Source organism: Roseibium sp., assembly GCF_050301095.1.
In the GTDB taxonomy this organism is placed as follows: Bacteria; Pseudomonadota; Alphaproteobacteria; order Rhizobiales; family Stappiaceae; genus Roseibium.
Window position 1 is genome coordinate 14,283 of sequence record NZ_JBNKYW010000139.1, and the last position, 18,926, is coordinate 33,208.

Annotated in this window: 18 protein-coding genes; 10 read left to right on the forward strand and 8 right to left on the reverse strand. The window is 61.4% G+C overall.

What is annotated here, in order from left to right; genetic code table 11:
- Positions 1 to 62 precede the first annotated feature (62 nt).
- The 4 genes from ACQY7U_RS12905 to ACQY7U_RS12920 form a co-directional block, all read right to left on the reverse strand.
- Entirely contained in the window at positions 63 to 263 is a 201-nt protein-coding gene (locus ACQY7U_RS12905; RefSeq protein WP_428645035.1) for a twin-arginine translocation signal domain-containing protein, read from the reverse strand.
- Between the two features lie 108 nt (positions 264 to 371).
- On the reverse strand, positions 372 to 980 hold the full coding sequence (locus ACQY7U_RS12910) for a TorD/DmsD family molecular chaperone (protein WP_428645037.1): 609 nt from the start codon (positions 978 to 980) through the stop codon (positions 372 to 374).
- A gap of 67 nt (positions 981 to 1,047) precedes the next feature.
- Complete coding sequence (locus tag ACQY7U_RS12915) at positions 1,048 to 1,719, reverse strand: DUF3306 domain-containing protein (RefSeq protein WP_428645039.1); 672 nt, start codon at positions 1,717 to 1,719, stop codon at positions 1,048 to 1,050.
- A complete protein-coding gene (locus ACQY7U_RS12920; protein ID WP_428645041.1) occupies positions 1,716 to 2,285 on the reverse strand; it encodes a DUF3305 domain-containing protein in 570 nt (189 codons plus the stop codon). The genes ACQY7U_RS12915 and ACQY7U_RS12920 overlap by 4 nt, the downstream gene beginning before the upstream one ends.
- Positions 2,286 to 2,512: 227 nt before the next feature.
- Here ACQY7U_RS12920 and ACQY7U_RS12925 point away from each other — a divergent pair, with 227 nt between their 5' ends.
- On the forward strand, positions 2,513 to 4,477 hold the full coding sequence (locus tag ACQY7U_RS12925; RefSeq protein ID WP_428645043.1) for a 4Fe-4S binding protein: 1,965 nt from the start codon (positions 2,513 to 2,515) through the stop codon (positions 4,475 to 4,477).
- Positions 4,478 to 4,493: 16 nt separating this feature from the next.
- Here the strand turns inward: ACQY7U_RS12925 and ACQY7U_RS12930 are convergent, their stop codons facing one another.
- Positions 4,494 to 5,258: a hypothetical protein gene (locus ACQY7U_RS12930; protein ID WP_428645045.1), complete on the reverse strand. Its 765-nt coding sequence runs from the start codon at positions 5,256 to 5,258 to the stop codon at positions 4,494 to 4,496.
- Positions 5,259 to 5,365: 107 nt separating this feature from the next.
- Here ACQY7U_RS12930 and ACQY7U_RS12935 point away from each other — a divergent pair, with 107 nt between their 5' ends.
- The 6 genes from ACQY7U_RS12935 (at position 5,366) to ACQY7U_RS12960 (ending at position 10,068) form a co-directional block, all read left to right on the forward strand.
- Entirely contained in the window at positions 5,366 to 5,560 is a 195-nt protein-coding gene (locus tag ACQY7U_RS12935; RefSeq protein ID WP_428645046.1) for a DUF6494 family protein, read from the forward strand.
- A gap of 1 nt (position 5,561) precedes the next feature.
- On the forward strand, positions 5,562 to 6,662 hold the full coding sequence (locus ACQY7U_RS12940; protein ID WP_428645048.1) for an Mrp/NBP35 family ATP-binding protein: 1,101 nt from the start codon (positions 5,562 to 5,564) through the stop codon (positions 6,660 to 6,662).
- Positions 6,659 to 7,360 (forward strand): DUF4444 domain-containing protein, encoded by a 702-nt coding sequence (locus tag ACQY7U_RS12945; RefSeq protein ID WP_428645049.1) that lies wholly within the window; start codon positions 6,659 to 6,661, stop codon positions 7,358 to 7,360. Before ACQY7U_RS12940 ends, ACQY7U_RS12945 begins: the two co-directional genes overlap by 4 nt.
- Positions 7,361 to 7,363: 3 nt before the next feature.
- Positions 7,364 to 7,840, forward strand: a complete 477-nt coding sequence (locus ACQY7U_RS12950) for a DUF6505 family protein (RefSeq protein ID WP_428645051.1) — start codon at positions 7,364 to 7,366, stop codon at positions 7,838 to 7,840.
- 100 nt (positions 7,841 to 7,940) lie between these two features.
- Complete coding sequence (locus ACQY7U_RS12955; protein WP_428645053.1) at positions 7,941 to 9,524, forward strand: serine hydrolase; 1,584 nt, start codon at positions 7,941 to 7,943, stop codon at positions 9,522 to 9,524.
- A gap of 40 nt (positions 9,525 to 9,564) precedes the next feature.
- Positions 9,565 to 10,068: a hypothetical protein gene (locus tag ACQY7U_RS12960; RefSeq protein WP_428645055.1), complete on the forward strand. Its 504-nt coding sequence runs from the start codon at positions 9,565 to 9,567 to the stop codon at positions 10,066 to 10,068.
- 121 nt (positions 10,069 to 10,189) lie between these two features.
- On the opposite strand, the gene ACQY7U_RS12965 is transcribed toward ACQY7U_RS12960, so the two are convergent.
- Both ACQY7U_RS12965 and ACQY7U_RS12970 read right to left on the reverse strand, forming a co-directional pair.
- The gene (locus ACQY7U_RS12965) at positions 10,190 to 11,599 is read right to left on the reverse strand and encodes an RtcB family protein (protein WP_428645057.1); all 1,410 of its coding nucleotides are present in this window, start codon (positions 11,597 to 11,599) and stop codon (positions 10,190 to 10,192) included.
- Positions 11,600 to 12,221: 622 nt separating this feature from the next.
- Positions 12,222 to 13,796 (reverse strand): vWA domain-containing protein, encoded by a 1,575-nt coding sequence (locus ACQY7U_RS12970; RefSeq protein ID WP_428645059.1) that lies wholly within the window; start codon positions 13,794 to 13,796, stop codon positions 12,222 to 12,224.
- 219 nt (positions 13,797 to 14,015) lie between these two features.
- Here ACQY7U_RS12970 and rtcR point away from each other — a divergent pair, with 219 nt between their 5' ends.
- From rtcR to ACQY7U_RS12985, 3 genes are all read left to right on the forward strand, one after another.
- Positions 14,016 to 15,593 carry an RNA repair transcriptional activator RtcR gene (rtcR, locus tag ACQY7U_RS12975; protein WP_428645061.1) on the forward strand — a complete coding sequence of 526 codons (1,578 nt, stop codon included), beginning with the start codon at positions 14,016 to 14,018 and terminating at the stop codon, positions 15,591 to 15,593.
- 137 nt (positions 15,594 to 15,730) lie between these two features.
- The gene (locus tag ACQY7U_RS12980; protein WP_428645062.1) at positions 15,731 to 16,246 is read left to right on the forward strand and encodes a GNAT family N-acetyltransferase; all 516 of its coding nucleotides are present in this window, start codon (positions 15,731 to 15,733) and stop codon (positions 16,244 to 16,246) included.
- A gap of 113 nt (positions 16,247 to 16,359) precedes the next feature.
- On the forward strand, positions 16,360 to 16,872 hold the full coding sequence (locus ACQY7U_RS12985) for a hypothetical protein (protein WP_428645064.1): 513 nt from the start codon (positions 16,360 to 16,362) through the stop codon (positions 16,870 to 16,872).
- A 211-nt stretch (positions 16,873 to 17,083) separates the two neighbouring features.
- On the opposite strand, the gene ACQY7U_RS12990 is transcribed toward ACQY7U_RS12985, so the two are convergent.
- Positions 17,084 to 18,926: COR domain-containing protein (locus tag ACQY7U_RS12990; RefSeq protein ID WP_428645066.1), on the reverse strand; the 1,843-nt coding region annotated here is incomplete at its 5' end.

The following is an 18,926-nucleotide window of genomic DNA, read 5'->3' on the forward strand; positions in this document are numbered from 1 at the left end:
GGTGTCAGTGAACCGGCGTCCGGGCCTTTCGCAACCATGGCCGGTGTATTCAAGGGGTCCGGTCAGAACCGGGCGCTGTCGTAGTAGGCGCGCGTGTGCGCTGTGTCCTGCATCTTGCTGGAGGACGGATCGGGTACTGCGGCTTCCGCTGCCGTTCCGGCCGCGACCGTGGTCACGGCGACAGGCGCGGAGATTGCCGCCAGTTTCAGGAAATTCCGGCGGTCCGTCCCGTCATCCGGGCGCGCCGTTTCGGTCTTTTTCATCGTCGCAACTCTCCTCTCCAAACGGGCAACCGGGTGCCCCAATTGCAAACGTGCTCTTTCAGCTCGTTACCGGACGGCGAACCGGTCTCCGTTTCGCCGCGCAACGCGCTAGTTCGGCAGCATGTCGAAGCCTTGCGCCTCGATTTCCATGAACTGCCGCCCCAACGATCCGACGGCGCCGTAAAACACGGAGGTCTTCGTCGCTTCCAGATCGGTGAAGAAATGAATGGCCCAGGGTTCAATATGCGTCTTGAAAAACGACTTCTGTTCGGCAACGGAGGTGACCCGGCCGTAGCGGCCGACGATCATTCCGCCCATCATTTCCATCAGCGAGGCAATGTTGTCTTCCGGCTCGTATTTGTCCTCGGCCCGTTCGATGCCGCGCGCCGCCATGTCCTGCCGGAGCTTGGCAAGCGGTTTTTCGTTCAGGAAACCGGTGAGATAGTAGCTGGCGTAGGGAAGCAGTTCCCCTCGCCCGAGGCCGATGAACAATCCGCTGAACTCACGTTCCGCGGTCTGCGGCGTGGTAACCGCGGCAATCCTGGCGAGCGTGCCGAGGATATTGCCGATCGGCGTGTCGCCGCCATTCAGTCCGGCAACCTGCTGAAGCAATTCGGCATCCGCCGGCCTGGCCAGGACAAGCCCCAGAAAATCATAAAGCTCTGACCGGGCCTGATCTTCCGGATCAATGATAAATTCTCTTGCCACTGCGGCCATCAGAGACTGCTCCTCCCGAAAAGCAACTCTCAACAACTCAATTACTTTTGCGCATTATACTTTCGTATTATTCATAATCGAATTTCATGCGGCGCCTCGGGGTAGGACGCTCTTCTTCTGATTCAATTAGCGCAGTTTCACCAGAGTCAATAGTTTTTGGACCAGTACTCTGCACCAAGGTTTGCCTTTGCGTCAATTGACTAGCTTCTTTTCCGTTTTGGCCAAGATCATTTTGCATCGCAGAAGAACTTTCTTTCTGCGCTGCATCAAAAACTGGCTCCTCGGAATGATTGACACCTCCCGGTTGTTCTGTCTCCGGTCTGCCTTCTCCGGTGGCGTCCTCAGCAAGACCTTTCAGAAAACCGCGGCCGACTTCGTAGGCCGTCTTCACCGCCTGAGCCCCAACCTCGGCGGCTTTGAAATCCTCATCGTAGTCGTTGAGGCCATCAAGGTTCGCCAAAACCGGGTTCGTAACCCACAGCTTGCGCAGTGCCCGGCGGCGCAAGCGCTCGGGCACCGTTTTTGCCAGATAGCCTGTGAAGTCATCCTCTCCGGTCAGCGTGTCCGGATCCGGAAGTCCGAGTTCCTCCAGGATTTCCGCGTCGCTTTTCTCTTCAAGCCCGGCAAGCTCTTGTGCCTCGGCTTCGGCGACTTTCCGGGCCTCTTCTTCCGCGTCGGCCTTGCGGACGGCTGCCTTCCGCCTGGACCAGAAATCCCTGCCGTTGTCGTCGCCGCTCACTGGATTGTGTCCTTCTTCCGGAGACCGGGCGCCCGGTAAACGTCCCCCAGCTGGCGGATGCGCGGATCCCCGATGCCATCTTCCTCCAGGTCTACCCGGGTCCTGTCGCGCTGGCGCTTGTGAAAGATTTCCTCCTCGTGATGCATGTCGACAAACTCCCGGATCCAGGCGATCAGACCCGGTGTCATGGGAACCTTTTCGACGATCACTTCGCTGGAATCGGCGTAATCCAGGCCTTCGTGCGCCGATGCCGTCATGAGCAGCAATTCCAGCGGGACCCCGGGTTCCAGCTCCGGAGCCGCGCGCATTACCACGTAAACGGACGGGACCTTGTCGGACAGGGCGATCAGATAGGCCTCGGTTTCCGTGCGGTGCAGCTCCAGGCTCAGTGTCGCGGCATGGTATTCGACAAGATCACCGTCCGCTCGAAGGACTTTCCAGTGGGCCTCCCCCGCGCCCGGCAGCAGCGACACCGGCCGCCAGCTCCACTTCTGCCACCTGGTGACGCCAGGCAATCTTCTGACCACGACGCCGACCGGCATCATGCGTGTTCTTTCGCCTGTCACAGCGATGGTTCCTCCCACGTCCGGTTTTCGCGCCGGCATCTTTGCTTTTTCGCACAAGCTGTTTGTTGCTTGGCTTTTCCTCAAATGGTGTACCAAATGAAATTAATTTCAAGCCCGGCAGAAGTCGAACTTGACGTTGATGGACATACCGCCTTGAAATGTATTCGGGACTGGTGACCCTTGGCAGAGAGAAACAGGGGCACCTCCGGGGAGAGGACAACCTTGTGATGACGAACAGCAAGATCCTGCTGTGCGATTGCCTGAAGAGTCAGCGAATAGATGCCGAGCGCCTTGAAGACGCGACAGGCCTCCCCTGCTCCAGGGTCCATACGGAATTGTGCAGGTCTGAACTGGCGGCCGCAGAGGAAGCCATCCGGAGCGGAAGCGCGATCATTGCCTGCCAGCAGGAGCGGCAGGTCTTTGAGGACATCGCAGCAGATCTCGGTGCGGAACCACCCCATTTCGTCGACATCCGGGACCGGGCCGGCTGGACCGGCGACACCTCCTCCGCCACCCCGAAGATGGCCGCGCTGATTGCCGAAGCGGTGCTGCCGGTCCCGCCGACCAAGGTCGTGGACGTGCCGTCCGAAGGCACCTGCCTGATCCTGGGAGAGGGCGAAGTCGCACTTGCGGCGGCCGAAAAGCTTTGCGGCATCCTGAGCGTGACGGTTCTGCTGGCTCCCGAGGAAGAGCTGCCCTTGGCCGACGACCGGCGGTTCGACATCGTTCGCGGGCGAATGAAGACCGCTACGGGCGCGCTTGGCGGCTTCCAGCTGACCTTCGATGCCCTGCAGGAACGCGTGCCGGGCGGCCGGGGCGCCTTCAACTGGACCGAACCGCGTAATGGTGGAAAAACCGACTGCGACATTCTTCTGGACCTGCGCCGCAGCCCACCCCTCTTTCCGGCGGCCGACAAGCGCGAGGGTTATCTGCGTGCCGACCCCGGCAATGCGGAGGCACGGCTGAACGCAATCCTGGAAGCCTCGCAACTGGTCGGCACCTTCGAGAAACCGATCTACGTCAAGCTGGACAATGAGCTCTGCGCCCATTCCCGGGCACAGAAAACCGGCTGCACCCGTTGCCTGGATCTCTGCCCGACCGGCGCCATCGCCCCGGACGGCGATCACGTCACCGTCGACACGATGGTGTGTGCCGGTTGCGGAAGCTGCTCCGCGGTCTGTCCCTCCGGTGCTATTTCCTATGACGCACCGCCTGTCGGCAATACGTTCACCCGCATCGGGACCCTCGCCGCCACCTGGCGGAAACTCAGCCAGGAAGCCCCGCGTCTTCTGGTTCATGGTCCGGGTCACGGCGTGGAGCTGATCCGGTTGAGCGCCCGCTACGGCCAGGGTCTGCCGGCCGACACAATCCCGCTGGAAGTGACAGCGCTTGCCGGCTTCGGCCATGCGGAGGCCTTGAGCGCACTCGCCTGCGGTTTTGCCTCCGTCACGCTGCTGCTGTCTCCGGAAACGGAGAAGGAAGGGCTTCCCTTCCAGGTGGAGCTTGCCAACACGATCGCCGGTGAAACCCGCGTCCGCCTGATCGAGCCCGCAGATCCGGATCAGCTGGAAGCTGCCCTCTGCGTCGAGGCCGAAGCCGCCCTTGCCGGTCAGCCCATTTCACCCGTCGGCTCCCGCAGGCAGATCACAAGACTGGCGGCAAAGACGCTCAACGATGCGGATGCCGTGATCGCTCTGCCTCAGGGAGCTCCCTATGGATCCGTCGAATTGAACCTTGAGGCCTGTACGCTTTGCCTCTCCTGCGTGTCGCTGTGCCCGTCGGGCGCGCTGAAGGAAAATCCCGACCAGCCGCAATTGCGCTTCCAGGAAGACGCCTGCCTGCAGTGCGGTATCTGCACCACAATCTGCCCGGAAAAGGCCCTCGGCCTCGCCCCGCGCCTGAACCTTGGCGACACCGCACTCACGCCGGTCGTGCTGAAGGAAGAAGAACCCTTCAACTGTATCGAGTGCGGCAAGCCCTTCGGGGTGCGTTCCACCGTGGAACGCCTCACGGAAAAGCTTGCCGGCAAACACTCCATGTTCAAGGACGGCAAGGCGGCCCGGTTGATCCAGATGTGTGAAGACTGCCGTGTCAACGCGGTCTATCATTCGGAAAACAACCCCTTTGCCGCGGGCGAGCGGCCCAAAGTGCGCACGACCGACGACTACATCAGCAAGCGGCGCGACCATTGATCACTGCAGGACAACATCACTGGTACTGGATGGGCGCACCGAGATCGGCGGGCGGGATCCGCGAGACGAAGGCCAGGATGGCATCGAGTTCACCGAGACTGATCTCCAGCGGCACGATCGGCGGCGGCCGGTTGCTGTCGAACGGCTCGGTCACGCCGTCGATTATCGTGAAGGCGGGATGGGGATTGCGGGCAAAGAAGCTTTCGAAGCGCTCGTGCCAGTTCGACAGCCCGCGAAGCACCGCAAAGGACGGCGTCGATCCGATGGACGTCATCCGCGTGGCTTCGTTGACCATGTGGCAGCGGCCGCAATGGCGCACGGACAGACGTTCGCCCGCCGCCGCATCGCCATCGACAAGCAGCGGCATGACCGTCTCGGACCGGGCAGCCGCTGCTGCGAAAATTGCCGTCCCTCCGGGCTTGAAGGCTTCGATGGTCTTCCTGCCGACATCTCCGGTAAGCCAGTCTTCGAAACTGGCGGCATGCGGATCTCTTGGTTCGACAACGGCCAGGACCCAGGCCTTGCCGAGACCGGAAAAGACCGGGATGCCCGGCGCCTCCACCGCAATCACGGCTTCCGCCGCCTCGCCTTCAGGCACGAGTTCGATCCGGATGCCGGTCTTGAGCGAAAAGCGCGGCAGGAGATACTTCAGAAACCCGGTCTGCGCGAGCGCTTCCGGAGCTCCCAGCCGGAAAGACCGGGTTTCCGCCTTCGCGGATATCGCAATCATTGTCCCGAGCAATAAACTCAGGAGACAGGATTTCAGCAGACGGCAGCGCACGCGCCCCTCCCTCACGTTGTCTGCGGGCAGGACAAGACCAACATGCACAAGGTTAGGCGGCACGCTCGCGAGCCGTCAATGCAATCACGGAAAGACAGGAGAACAGGATGAACGACGAATTCAACATGTCCATGCGCAAGTTCCTCAAACAGGTTGGCGTCACCTCCCAGCAGGCCATTGAAAAGGCTGTCCGGGACGCCGGTTCGACCTCGGGGAAAAAGCTCAAGGTCAAGGCGGTTCTGACGATCGAGGAACTGGGCCTTGAACATGTCGTGACAGGCGAAATCACGGGCGAGGACTGACGTGCCGCTGACGCGCGAAGAGGCTCTGGCCGCGCTCAAGTCCGTCACCGATCCGGTGAGCGGCGAGGATCTTGTGGGGTCCGGCATGATGCGCGCGCTGCAGGTGAACTCCGGCAACGTGCGCCTCGTTCTGGAGATCGATGCGTCACGACTTGCCGAAATGGAAGCGGTGAAGGCCGACGCCGAGGTGCGGCTCGCCGCGCTGGAGGGCTGTGACGCGGTTCAGGTCATCCTGACCTCCCATTCCGATCAGCCGGAAGCGGCGCAAGCCCCAAAGCCCCCTGAAGCACCCAGGCCGATCCGGCCGCAAGCCGCGCCGCAAGGCGCCTCGGGGCCGCAGCGGGTGCACGGCATCGCGCGGGTGATAGCCGTCGCCTCGGGCAAGGGCGGCGTCGGCAAGTCGACGGTTGCTGCAAATCTCGCCTGCGCGTTTGCCGCCGAGGGCCGCAAGGTCGGGCTGCTGGATGCCGATGTCTACGGTCCGTCGCAGCCGAAGATGCTGGGTGTTTCGGGACGGCCGACCTCCCCGGACGGCCAGACGATCCTGCCGCTGCGCAATCACGGTGTCACCATGATGTCCATCGGCCTGATGACATCCGGTGACCAGGCGGTCGCCTGGCGCGGACCGATGCTGATCGGCGCGCTGCAGCAGATGATGACCCAGGTTCAGTGGGGCGCGCTCGACGTCCTGATCGTCGACCTGCCGCCCGGGACCGGCGACGTGCAGATGACGCTCGCCCAGAAGTTCGTGGTCGACGGCGCGATCATCGTCTCGACACCTCAGGACGTGGCGCTCATCGATGCGCGCAAGGGCATCGACATGTTCCGGCAGATGAATGTGCCGATCCTCGGCATGATCGAGAACATGTCGACCCATATCTGCTCCAATTGCGGCCACGAGGAACATGTCTTCGGCCACGGCGGCGTGGCGGCGGAAGCTGAGAAACTGGGCGTGCCGCTGCTGGCCGAAGTGCCGCTGCATCTCAACATCCGCGTTGCGGGCGATAGCGGCACACCGATTGCCGTCCAGGCCCCGGACGCGCCGGAAGCAAATGTCTTCCGTCTGCTGGCGAAAGCCCTGATCGAAAGGGACGCGGCATGAGCGCGCTTCAGTTCCCGCCGCTCTTCCAGGGCGAAGAACTGACTGGCCGGGCGGACCCGTTCGAGCGGGCGACCGCCCTGGCGATTGCCGGCACGGACCCGGGCACCGTCGCCTTCAACCTTGCCGGCGACAGGCTGAAGGCATGCCTCGTCTTCACGCCAGAAGTGCCGCTGGAAGAAGCGATGATCATGCTGCCGGTCTGCGGTCTCGGTTTCCAGGCGGCCCTCGGCACGCTGGCGCCGCCGGAGGTTGCCGTTCACCTGGAGTGGGACGGCACGATCCGCGTCAACGGCGCCGTCTGCGGACGCTTGCGGGTCAAAGCCTCGGGCAACGATCCGGATGCCGTGCCCGACTGGCTGGTGGTCGGGCTGGAATTCAACATGACGAGCCCCGGCGGCAGTCCCGGATCGGATCCGGACATTACCTATCTTATGGAGGAAGGCTGCGCCGACGTGACGGCCGCTCAGCTGCTGGAATGCTGGGTACGCCACAGCCTCTACTGGATCAACCGCTGGCTCGACGACGGCCCGCGTCCGGTTCATGCCGACTGGCGAGCCCTGGTGCCGAGCCTCGGCGAGCCGGTGGAAATAGACGGCCGCTCCGGCACCTTTGTCGGCGTGGACGAGCATTTCGGCATGCTGATGAGGACCGGTGAGGAAACGGTCCTGATTCCGCTTTCAAGCCGCCTGGAGACCTGACCCATGAAACTTGCCCGCGCCATTCACCTGGATGACAGCGACCGCAACGTCTATTTCTCGCCTGCCCGAACAGGAGAATGGTGTCTTTCCGGCGGCTTTGAATTCTCCGACTGGACAGACGCGGATCTCACCGGAAAGGCGCGGCAGGCCTTTGCCAACGGCTGGTTGGGGCTGGAAACCTTCGGCCGGGCGACCTTTGTTGCCGTGACCCCCGTCTCGGACACCGAATTCTCCGGCCTCGCCAATCGGCTCGCCCGGCATTTCGTCGACGTCTATGGCGCGCCGTCCGAGGAGGCCGCCCGGGGCGTTGCCGAAGAGGAACTCCGGTACATGGCTGAACTGTGCGAGGAACATGCAGAAAACACCTTGCTGGTTGTGCAAAGGGAGCTGACGGCGGACGGGGTCAAGGAAAGTTTCCGCACCATCGCCGCCCCCGAGGCGGAGCTGGACCTCGTGGCGATGCACGGGAGCATTGAATAGCGCCGGCAAACGTCTGAAAAAGAAACAATGGCAACCCGTTACCGATCCGTGCCATGCTGTTCGCCTACCGGTTGTCCAATTCGCGAACAGGGATTGAAACATGCCGTCTTTTGAACTGACCCGCCGCACCTTGCTCGGCAGCACTACCGCCGCCGCCACGCTCGGCCTCCTGCCCTTCTCCAAATCCGCCTGGGCGCTTTCACCGGCCCAGACCGCCGGCGTCGAGGTTCCGCCCGGCCAGATCGACAAGGCCATCGGCGAACTCGACCGGATCATTTCAAGCGTGATGGAACGCAGCGGCGTGCCGGGCATTGCCGTGGCCGTGGTGCACAAGGGCGAGACGGTCTATGCCAAGGGCTTCGGGGTCCGGAAAATCGGCACTGACGACAAGATCGGGTCGGACACCGTCTTCCAGCTTGCCTCCGTGTCGAAATCCGTCGGCTCGACGGTGGTGGCAACACAGGTCAGCAAGGGTCTTGTGTCCTGGGACAGCCGGATGCGGGACCTTCTGCCGTGGTTCTCCCTGTCCGATCCGGAGCGTACCGAAAAACTGACCATCGGCGACCTCTACAGCCACCGCTCCGGCCTGCCGGACCACGCGGGCGACGACCTGGAAGACCTCGGCTTCGACCGGACAACCATCCTGGAACGTCTCCGGCTCTTGCCGCTCGCCCCCTTCCGCATTTCCTATGCCTATACGAATTTCGGTTTGACTGCCGCAGCGGAAGCCGTCGCCCAGGCCGCCGGAACCGACTGGGAGAGCCTGTCGGAAGAAGCGCTCTACAAGCCGCTCGGCATGGCCAACACCAGTTCGCGCTTCGGCGACTTCATGGCAGCGGAAAACCGCGCCGTTCCGCACACGCGCACGGACAAGGGTTTCGAGGCGCTGCTTCAGCGTAATCCGGACCCGGAATCGCCGGCAGGCGGCGTCAGTTCCACGGTCGAAGACCTGGCGAAATGGCTCAAGCTGATCCTGGCGAACGGCACTTATGACGGAAAGCAGATCCTGACGCCCGAGGCCCTGTTGCCCGCGATCAGCCCGCAGAGCTTTTCGGGCAAACCGCGTTCTCCCGATGCGCGGTCGAGCTTTTACGGCTTTGGCTTCGGTGTCGGCGTCGAGCCCTCGGGGCGGGTCGTCATCAGCCACTCCGGCGCTTTCCTGATGGGAACCGGCACCAATTATTCCATGATCCCGTCCCTCGATCTCGGCATCGTGGTTCTGACGAACGGGTCTCCGGTCGGCGCGGCCGAAGCCATTTCCGCCACCTTCAACGATTTCGTCCAGTTCGGAAAAGAGACCCGCGACTGGTATCCGGGTTATGAACGGCTGTTCGCGGGCTTTTTCACCAAGCTCGGCCGGACCGTTGGCGAGGAGCCCCCTGCGGCGGCTGCCGCCCCCCTGCCCGCGGAGGCCTGCGTCGGCACCTATTCCAATCCCTATTTCGGCACAGTCGAGGTGCAGCAGGACGGCGACGGCCTTGTGCTGGCCGCCGGCCCGAAGCCGCAGCTCTACCCGCTCAAGCCCTGGGACGGCGGCATCATGGTGTTCGACTTCGTCACCGAAAACGCCCCCGTCGGCTCCCGCTCCACCATCACTTTCGGCAGCACGGCCAGCGGACACGCCCAAAGCGTGGAAGTGGAACTCTTTGCCGAGGATGAACCGGCGCTGTTCACGCGGATTTGAGGAAAAAGACAGGCTGGGCAATGAAACTGGAGATTGAGAGGTGACCGTTTCCCGTCACAAGGAAATCAGGAGATTAGCAAAACTGTTGCTGGTGTCCTGGCTCCTGGGCTTGCTCTCGGCCGCCATCGTGTTTTTTCCGTTTTCACATCTGACAGCGATGATTGCGCTAAAGGCCGTTGCTCTGGAACCCCGGGCATTGCTTACCACATACGTTGGGTTCCTGCCCGATTACCTCATTGCAACCTTCACCGTCGGTACAATCATCAGCCTGCCATTCCTTGCGATTGCAGCGCTGATTGCGTTCCTTTTGAAAAACCGGATCGAGCGGTTCCCCGTATTTTTCATTTTGCTCGCACCTACCCTCAGTGCTTGCTCCTTTGCCGCCTTCCGGGCTCTGCAAAAGGATAATATCTGGGCTGAAACACACAATTACCTGGAACGGTTTGAAACGTGGCTGCTGGATTCGGAGACCTGGATCTTCGCCATGTCCGTCACCGTCGCAGCCATCTATTTCTGCCTGAGCCTTAGCCGCGGCAAATCGTGAAGCCAATCAGGAGGACCTGATTGCTACGCTGCGCTTGGCACGCACAGGGGCAGGAATTGAACCTGCGTACAAAGTCGTTCTGCCGGCATCCGTCCCGACGGGGTGATTGAGGCAAGGCGGGTTACCGCCTTGCCTGCTTGTTTTTCTTCCAGAACGGCTCCATTTCGCCGGCCATGATGCAGCCGTAGGGATCGATGTAGTCCTCGATTTCGGCCAGACCGTATTTCTCGATCTGGGCGACCACCGCGTCCGCCTTCTTGTATCCGGACGGCAGTTCGGAGATGTCGATCTTCTGCTCGAAGAAGCGGATGTCGAGGCCTTCCGTTTCTTCCCGAAGCATCTGTTCCGGCGACTTGGCAACCGACCGGCGCTTGTGCTCGGAGCGCGAATAGTTGCGGCCGGCACCATGCGGCGAGAAGCCGAGGGCGTGACCGGCATCCTTGCCGCGCACGACCAGAACCGGTTCGGCCATGTTCAGCGGGATCAGGGTCAGACCCGTAGCATCTGCGGCATAGCCGTCCCAGGCCGGGGTCGCGCCCTTGCCGTGATAGAAGAGACCGTCCCGCTCGAACACGAAGTTGTGCTCGTTCCAGAAGCGCTCGCTGTGCGTCGATCCGCTGACCTCGACCGTTGCCTGATGAAGGGCGTTGTGGTTGGCCTTGGTCCACTTGCGGATCAGCTGCAGAGCTTCCCAGTAGGCGATGCCCTCCTCGCTTTCCGCCGGGATCCAGGCGTTCTGTTTCAGGGTCTTCGGCGACAGTTTCCTGCGGAACTTTTCCGCGATCGACATGCCGATCTTGTAAAGACCCGCGCCCGGTCCGCGCGAGCCGTGGTGGGTGACCATCGCCGTCTTGCCGGTCTTGCGCGAAACGCCGACAAACAGGAAGTGGTTGCCGTCGCCCTGGGTTCCCAGATGCTCCTGCGCCGCGCGCAGGATCTTCGGGTTGCTCAGGAAGCGGTTCTCGCGGAACTGGTCGTAAAGGCCCATCGACATGGTGAAACGCTTGCCGTTGGCCCGGCCGCCGGCTCCGAAATGGGTCACGGAATGCGCGGCATCCAGCACGGTTTTCGGATCAGCCTCCTCGAACTCGGTCATCATCACCGAACAGCAGATGTCGGCGCTGTGCATGCCCGGATGGATGGCTCCGCGCGCGGCGACAACACCGCCCACAGGGATCGTGCCGAGCGGACCGGCCGGACAGGCGTCCGGCATGATGGCCCCCGCTTCGATGGTCGGGGTGCGCATCAGCTCGGTCATGTGGTGCATGACCGCTTCCAGGTTGGCCTTTTCGTCTTCGCTTGCCGCTTCCAGGTTGACGTGAAACGGTTTTGCGCCGGGGTCTGCCAGCGGCAGGACCGGGTCAGGCTTGTAGCTTTCCAGCATTTGCCGCACGGCCTCCAGCGCCTCGCCGTTGTCGAGCGCCGCCTGTCCGTCACGCAAAGCCGCACCGAAGGCCTTGCCCGGCTCGTGTCCCCAGTCCGCCAGCATCTCGCTGGTCAGCTTCAGAATGTCCGTTTCCATCTTCGTCATTTTCTTCTTCATTTCAAAATGCCGGTCAGGGCGGCAAGGTGGGTTGCAAAACTTCCTGCTCTACCAATTGAGCTACGCCGCACCAGGAAACACTTGTGATGGCTGCGGCGGCGGGACTCGAACCCGCAACCCGGCGATTAACAGTCGATGTAGTTCTGCAGGCATCCGCCCTGACCGGTTGATTAGAATGGCGGCAAGGTGGTGATGAAATACGGGGTCCGGCGTCTTTCCTCGTTAGACGACATCGCGATGCCGCAATGGCGTAGCTCGACCTACGCATTTCCGGAGTGAGAATGTAATTCCATCGGCATCCGCCTCGGTGAAAGTCGTTTGGAAAGTCCAGGCGACAAAAAAGAAGAAACCCGGGAGTCCCGCTCGAGCCTAAGAGCGCCTACATTGATCATCCTGCGTTCGAAGGAACGCAGATAAGATGATCAATCATTAAAGATCGATCAGCTTACGGACGTGCAATCGTTTCCGCTTGAACGTCCGCTGATCTGGAGGGGAGTCGAACCCACTCAGACCATCCTATGGTGGCGGCAATGTAGTTCCTTCGGCATTCGTCTGGATTTTCCAAAAGACGGCGGGAATATCGCGGACATGCCCGCCGTCCTTCAGTTTGTCAGGTCAGCTCGACCGCTTCGATCTCGCCGACCCATTGGTCCGCACTCAACGTTCCCTCGGCAAAGGCCGCGATCTGGTCGAACACCGCATCGGAGAAGCCCCCGATGTTGAGGATGTCCGGCCGCGACCTGGCCTGCGCCGTGCCGTAGGGCGCAATGTCGATGCACACCAGCTTGGCGTCCGGGTTGCGGCGCTTCAGGTCCATCCATTCGCGCATCACGCCCGTCGATGCTCCCTTCTGCACACCCGCCCAGGACTGGTTGTCCGAGACCAGGATCACCAGATCCGGCGCCCGGCGCTTGCGGTTCAGCCAGGCCAGCGGTGCCGCGCAGTCCGTTCCGCCGCCCCACTGCTCGGTGAGCTTTCGGGCATTGGTCAGGATGGTGTCGCGGGCTTCCAGCCGGACATCCCGGACACCGACCTCAAAGGGCAGTACCAGGGCCGAGCGGTTCCGCCGCAGGACGGCAGCGGAAACCAGGGCGGCGACATCGACGCAGCGCGTCACCGTCGTCGCTCCCTTGCGGTAACCCGTCACCGGCGACACCATGGAGCCGGAAACATCCGGGCAGACGACCACATCCCCCTTGAAGGACGGGACGTTGGCGACCGAAAGTTCCATGGCCTCATGCAGCGCCTCGCGGATGGCCGCCGGCATTTCCGCCGACAGTGCCTGATAGGTGGTCAGCAGCTGATACGGAAAGGCATTCGCCTTCCGGATCCGCCGCGGATCCTTCAGGATCGCCGCGATCTGCGCGACAGCGGGAGCCTTGCGGAACCGTCCGCCTTCGAAGACGCCGTGGCGCAGAAAGGTGTTCAGGTTCATGCGCACCATGTTCCAGCTTCCACCGAGCGCCAGCTTCATCCAGTCTTTGGTGGACAGCGGCAGGTGCGTCAGCATCTGGAACGGCACGTCCGGCAGCGCGCGGCCGTTCGGGTTTTCCTTGTATGCCAGATAGGCCTGAACCTGTTCGGGCAGCCTGGAGACGTCGCACGGTTTTCCGACCAGCCAGGCGAAGAACGCTTCGCGCGCTTCATCCCGCGGCTTCGGGTGCACCATCCTGATGACGTCCGCCAGCGACGGATCGTTGCCGATGCTTGCCTGCAGCAGCTGATGGTCGGTGGCCGTGTTCAGCCAGCCGCGCACCAGAGCCTTCGGCCGCGTTCCCAGCGACTTTCGTCCGGTCTGACCGGAGCGCATGACCTGCACGAAGTTGCGCAGCATCTTGCCGTTGGTCACCACGTGCGGGAAAGCCTCAGCCAGCAGCACGGTATCCCTTGAAGCCAGGACAGCCAGAAGCAGGGCCGGCAGGTCCTTCATCTTGCCCTTCTGCCGGGCATAGACGGCGGTCTTCGCCAGGAAGTCGGCCGGGACGGCATCCGCCGCCTTCAGAACGGCTTCAAGTTCCAGTTCGGCGTTCTGGTAGTAGGTGTCGCCGATGGTTCCGGTCACGGCCAGCTGTGCCAGCTTGTGGCGGTCGTCGTAATCATAGGCACGCCCGCCCGCCAGGTTCCTGGCGTCCGCCTTGCCGGAATAAGCTCCCTTCAGGGATGCAAACACGGATTTGTTTGCCATGATCTTTCTCCTTGAACCGGCAGCACCCGATTGCGTTTGGTGGGCTGCGTTTCTCGTGTTCGTGTTGAGAATGAGAATGCCCTCAGCATCGGGACGGAAAAACGAAAAACGTCTATTCATCTATCGGATTGTTTTTAAAAGATAATTCGGCGCCTTGACACTTCTGACAGGATATATTCTTATAACTTCGTATATTGATTTATCTGATTGGATAAAGCATTGAAAAAGAACGTCGTTATCGGCTTCCTCGGCACCCAGCTGGATGCGGGCAAGAAGCGCCGCTGGCGCCCCTCCATTGCCGTAACCCAGCATGGCGCCTTCCCCGTGCACCGGCTGGAACTGCTCTACGACCGCGACTTCCACCGACTGGCCCATCATGTGAAGCGGGAGATCGAGAATGCCAGCCCGGCGACCGAAGTCCTGCTGCAGCAGGTCGACCTCCGGGACCCATGGGACTTTCAGGAGGTCTACGGCGCGCTCTTTGACTTCGCGCGCGGCTACGGTTTCGACGAGGACAGGGAAGAGTATTTCGTCCATCTGACCACCGGCACCCATGTCGCCCAGATCTGCTGGTTCCTTTTAACGGAGTCCCGCCATGTCCCGGCGAAACTCGTCCAGACCTCCCCGCCCCGCCGCGACGAGGACGACATCACCGGCAACTACAACATCGTCGACCTGGACCTTTCCCGCTACGACGCCCTGCAGCAGCGCTTCGATCTGGTGGCCGAGGAATACAACGCCCTCCTGAAAGCCGGTATCGAAACCCGCAACCCGGCCTTCAACAGCCTGATCGAACGGATCGAGCTGGTCGCCACCAACTCGGACGCCCCGCTCCTGCTGCTGGGACCGACAGGGACTGGCAAGAGCGAACTGGCAGAGCGCATCTACGAGCTGAAACTCCAGCGCCGGCGCGTGAAGGGACGGCTGGTGCATGTCAACTGCGCCACGCTCAAGGGCGAGCGCGCCATGTCGAGCCTCTTCGGCCACCGCCGCGGCGCCATGGGCAATGGCACCTCGGACCGGCGCGGGCTCCTGCGCGAGGCCGACGGCGGCGTGCTGTTTCTGGACGAGATCAATGAACTCGGCCTTGATGAGCAGGCGATGATCCTGCATGCGGTCGAGACCGGCCGCTTCCTGCCGCTCGGTTCAGACCATGAAATCACCAGCCGGTTCCACCTGATCGCGGGCACCAACCGCGACCTCGGCAAGCTGGTCTCGGAAGGGAAATTCCGGCCGGACCTGTTTGCCCGGCTGAACCTGTGGACCTTCCGCCTGCCGCCGTTGAGCGACCGGCGCGAGGACATCGAACCCAACATCGAATACGAGCTGAACCGTTCGGAAAAGCTGCTTGGAACCCGAGTCGGCTTCAACGCTGACGCCCGTGCGCGCTACCTGGATTTCGCGACGTCTCCGGCAACGCTTTGGCCGGGCAACTTCCGCGATCTCGGGGCATCGGTGCAGCGCCTTTGCACCCTCGCCCCGCGTGGACGGATCACGCTGGCTCTGGTGGATCAGGAGATCGATGCCCTGCAAACCCAGTGGCGGAGCGCGGAAACGAACCCGGACGACACGCTGCTGCAGGACCTTCTGGGCAACAGGACTTCCGGAATAGATCCGTTCGACAAGGTCCAGCTCGCCTATGTCATCCGCATCTGCCGCAAATGCCCGAACCTGAGCGCTGCCGGGCGCACGCTCTTTTCCGCCTCCCGCGCGGCCAAAACCAGCCGCAACGATGCCGACCGTCTGAAGAAATACCTCGACCGCTTCGGTTTGAGCTGGGCGGATGTTGCCGAATGAGCCTTTGTTTTCGTTGGACCCGCCATCCCGCAAGCTTGCGGGACACCGGAAGTTGAAGTCAGGTGTCGTGGAGTTCACTTGATCCGAAAGTGATATCCGGGGTTTCTTGTGCGTCCCGCCAACACGCTATCGAAACCATGTCTCCCAACGCAAACGCAGACATCACCTTTGCCAGACTGACGGCCATCTCCCCGGACGAACTCGTCGCACACATGTCCGACCCGCGCGTCGGTGAACACATGCCGCTCCTGACCATGACATGGGACCGGGAGACGGCCCGCACCTTCGTCGAGGCCAAGGAAGCCTGCTGGAGCCGCGACGGTCTCGGTCACTGGGCGTTTCTGGCCGATGGCCGCTACGTGGGCTGGGGCGGTTTTCAGAAGGAAGGCGAGGAGTGGGATTTCGGCCTGGTGCTGAAGCCGGAGGTTTTCGGGCTTGGTCTTCGGATCGCGCGGAAGGCGCTCGCCTTTGCCAGGACAGATGACCGCATTCCATTCGTCACCTTTCTCCTGCCGCCGTCACGAAGGCACCTGGGCGCGCTCAAGAGGCTCGGTGCCGTGTTTCTTAACCAGACAGAGTATGACGGCGAGACCTTCCTCAAATTCCGGCTCGATACGCCGGCCCCTCGCACGGGCCTTCGCCTCGACCAGTAAACCACTTCTCACATTTTCTTCACGACGGCTGCCTGCCAATTTATTTCCATGTGATCGGGATCGGGCCCAAATATCGGCGGAAGCACTTCCATTCCGAGGCTGGTGATACCGACATGACAACAATCTCTTCCGAATACCGGACCGCAGGGGCTCTGCCCGCGATCAATTTCAACACGCTCGGCCTGATGTTCATTTCCGGCTTCTTCGCAACCATCGCCTTCGATGTCTGGGGCCAGATCGTCAGCCCGGGTCTGGGCTATGCCAATCTCTCACCCCACGGCCTCGCCCGCAGCCTGCTGGCCAATCTTGGCCTGCCAAGCAACGACTTTGCCGGTTATTTCGTGCATTTTTATCTGGTCGGCCTGGTCGGTTATCCGATCGGCTGGATGTTCATCTTCGCCCCCCTCTGGCAGCGCGTCTTCGGCACCACACACTGGCTGCTGCCCGCCGCCCTCTACGGCTTCGGCCTCTGGATCTTCGCCATCGGCGGCATCACCGCGCTCGCCGGCCTGCCCTTCTTCCTGAAATTCACCGGCATCACCTGGGTCGCCCTCGCCGGTCACGTCCTCTATGGCATCGTGCTGGTGGCAACGCTGAAGCTGATCGAGGGACGGCAGAGCGCCTGACGGCATAGGACAGCTGACAAAGGCATTTAACTCACGTAGTGATCCCGGCCAAGCGAAGCGCAAGCCGGGATCGGAGAGGCAAAACCCTTGGTGTTTTTCACTTGAAAACCGTTTGTCCCCGGCTCTCCGATCCAGGATCGTCGCTACGCTGCGTCCGGGATGACTGAACCAAGGTTTTTGAACACGCCAAGGCGCGCCGAGACCGGCGCGCTTACCAGATTTCGATCCCCAGTTGGTCCGCTTCTGCACGGACACCATTGCACAGTCTTTCAAAAAACAGTTCGAGACTTCCATCAACGGACTTCCGGACCGGACGAACGCGGATCGTGATGGTGCTATCGCCCTCATCCTGATCACGGAATACGGAAGAAACAGCTTTTGTATATTCGATCATCCCGATGCATCCGAACTCCTCGTCAACAAACTGTATTCCCGTTGCCCAATACGCTCCCTTGATGCCGTAGAACGGTCCGTGCACACAAATGATGGAACGGATGAGAGTTCTGGTCGACAAGTGCGAATGAAAAACTTTCACCCTCTCCTGCTTCTCGAAGATCTGGACTACAGTGCCAAAATCGTTGGAACCCGGCCAATTTTGCCGGACTTCATGGGGCGGCTCTTCCGGCAGGAATTCGGGCGCGATATAGACGCCGTCATGGACATGGAAGCAAATTCCGCAACTTTTCATCATCGCAAGGAAGAGCTGCTGATCCCCAAAGGAAAAATCCCTGTCCCACAACCACGTCCCGACATCGGCCGCCGTGAACCTGCCTTCCGCTTCCCGCAGGCGCGCTACGCAATGATCGCGATTGAAGAGCGCGTAGATGGCTTCAAGCGCCCAGTTCTGGTCCAGTACGATCCGATCGTGCAGCAGCCCTTCCTGCCAGAACACCACGCCTGCGTCGTGCAGGAATTTCAGGAAGAGATCCGGATCGCTGATCTGCCCCGCGTCCTCACACAATGATTTGAACTCCTCGACGGTCAGGGTGCGCAAGGCCTTCTCCACCTCGGGAAGGTCTCCGCCGTTCACTGCCTTCGCCTGTTCGATCCGGGCAAGGCGCTCCTCCAGAAGCCGTTTCACCTGTGCCCGTCCCGGGCCGATCAGAGGCGGATTGATGCCCGCGTAGGCTTCCTTGAGATCAGCGACCAACGCGTCCAATCCCAGGCCGGTGGCAGCACTTGTCTTGAGGTCATGACGCACGTAGCCACCGAGCCCTTTTAGCGCGTTCAAGGTTCCGTATGGCTCTTGTTCGCCGTCCCCTTCCCGATCACAGCGTGTTTGCGCCACCAGGACCGCGCCACTTCTATCCGCACAGTGCTGGACGTGTTTCAACCAATAGGGCAATTCGTGGTTCCGGCTTCGGAACCCGTCCAGATCGACCGTCTTCTCGTTCTCGAAATCCGGATGCCAGCAAATAAGAAAGATCGCCCGCGTCCGGTAAAAGAGGGCATGTGTCGCGTGATAGATATCCTGTCCGCCAAAGTCCCAGATCTTCACCGGCACGGTTTCACCGTCGTGTCCGATCGGCAGCGGCGTGGACTCGACCAAGATGCCATGGGTTGAATCGGAATTATCCTGATACGCACGTCCCTGAAGCCTGCGGACAAGCTGTGTCTTGCCGACACGCCCGTTGCCGAGCACCATCAGCTTGACGTCCGACAGCCGTTCCGGATTGTCGCCAAGATCGGCGCAATGTGCCGCCAGTTCATAAATGCAATTCTGCTCCGAGAGTACTTCGTCCGGAACGCCATGCAGCTTGGTTCCGAACAGCTCAACGTGTACCAGACTGGGCTTCAGCCAGAGTTCTGGAGAGGCGGAGAGCTGACCGCAATCTTCCGCGACCAGCCCTTTCAGCCTCTCGAGTGGCAAGAGCGGATCGAAGCTGGAGATCTTCGTATCAGAGCAATCGAGCCATTCAAGGGATTTCAGTCCTTCGACACCTTCAAGGCTCGTAAGCGGCGTTTCCTGACACTCCAGACTGATGAGCCGGGATAGTCCTTCGATACCCTCAAGACTGGTCACTCGGGTTTTCGAACAATCCAGGTAAGTCAAG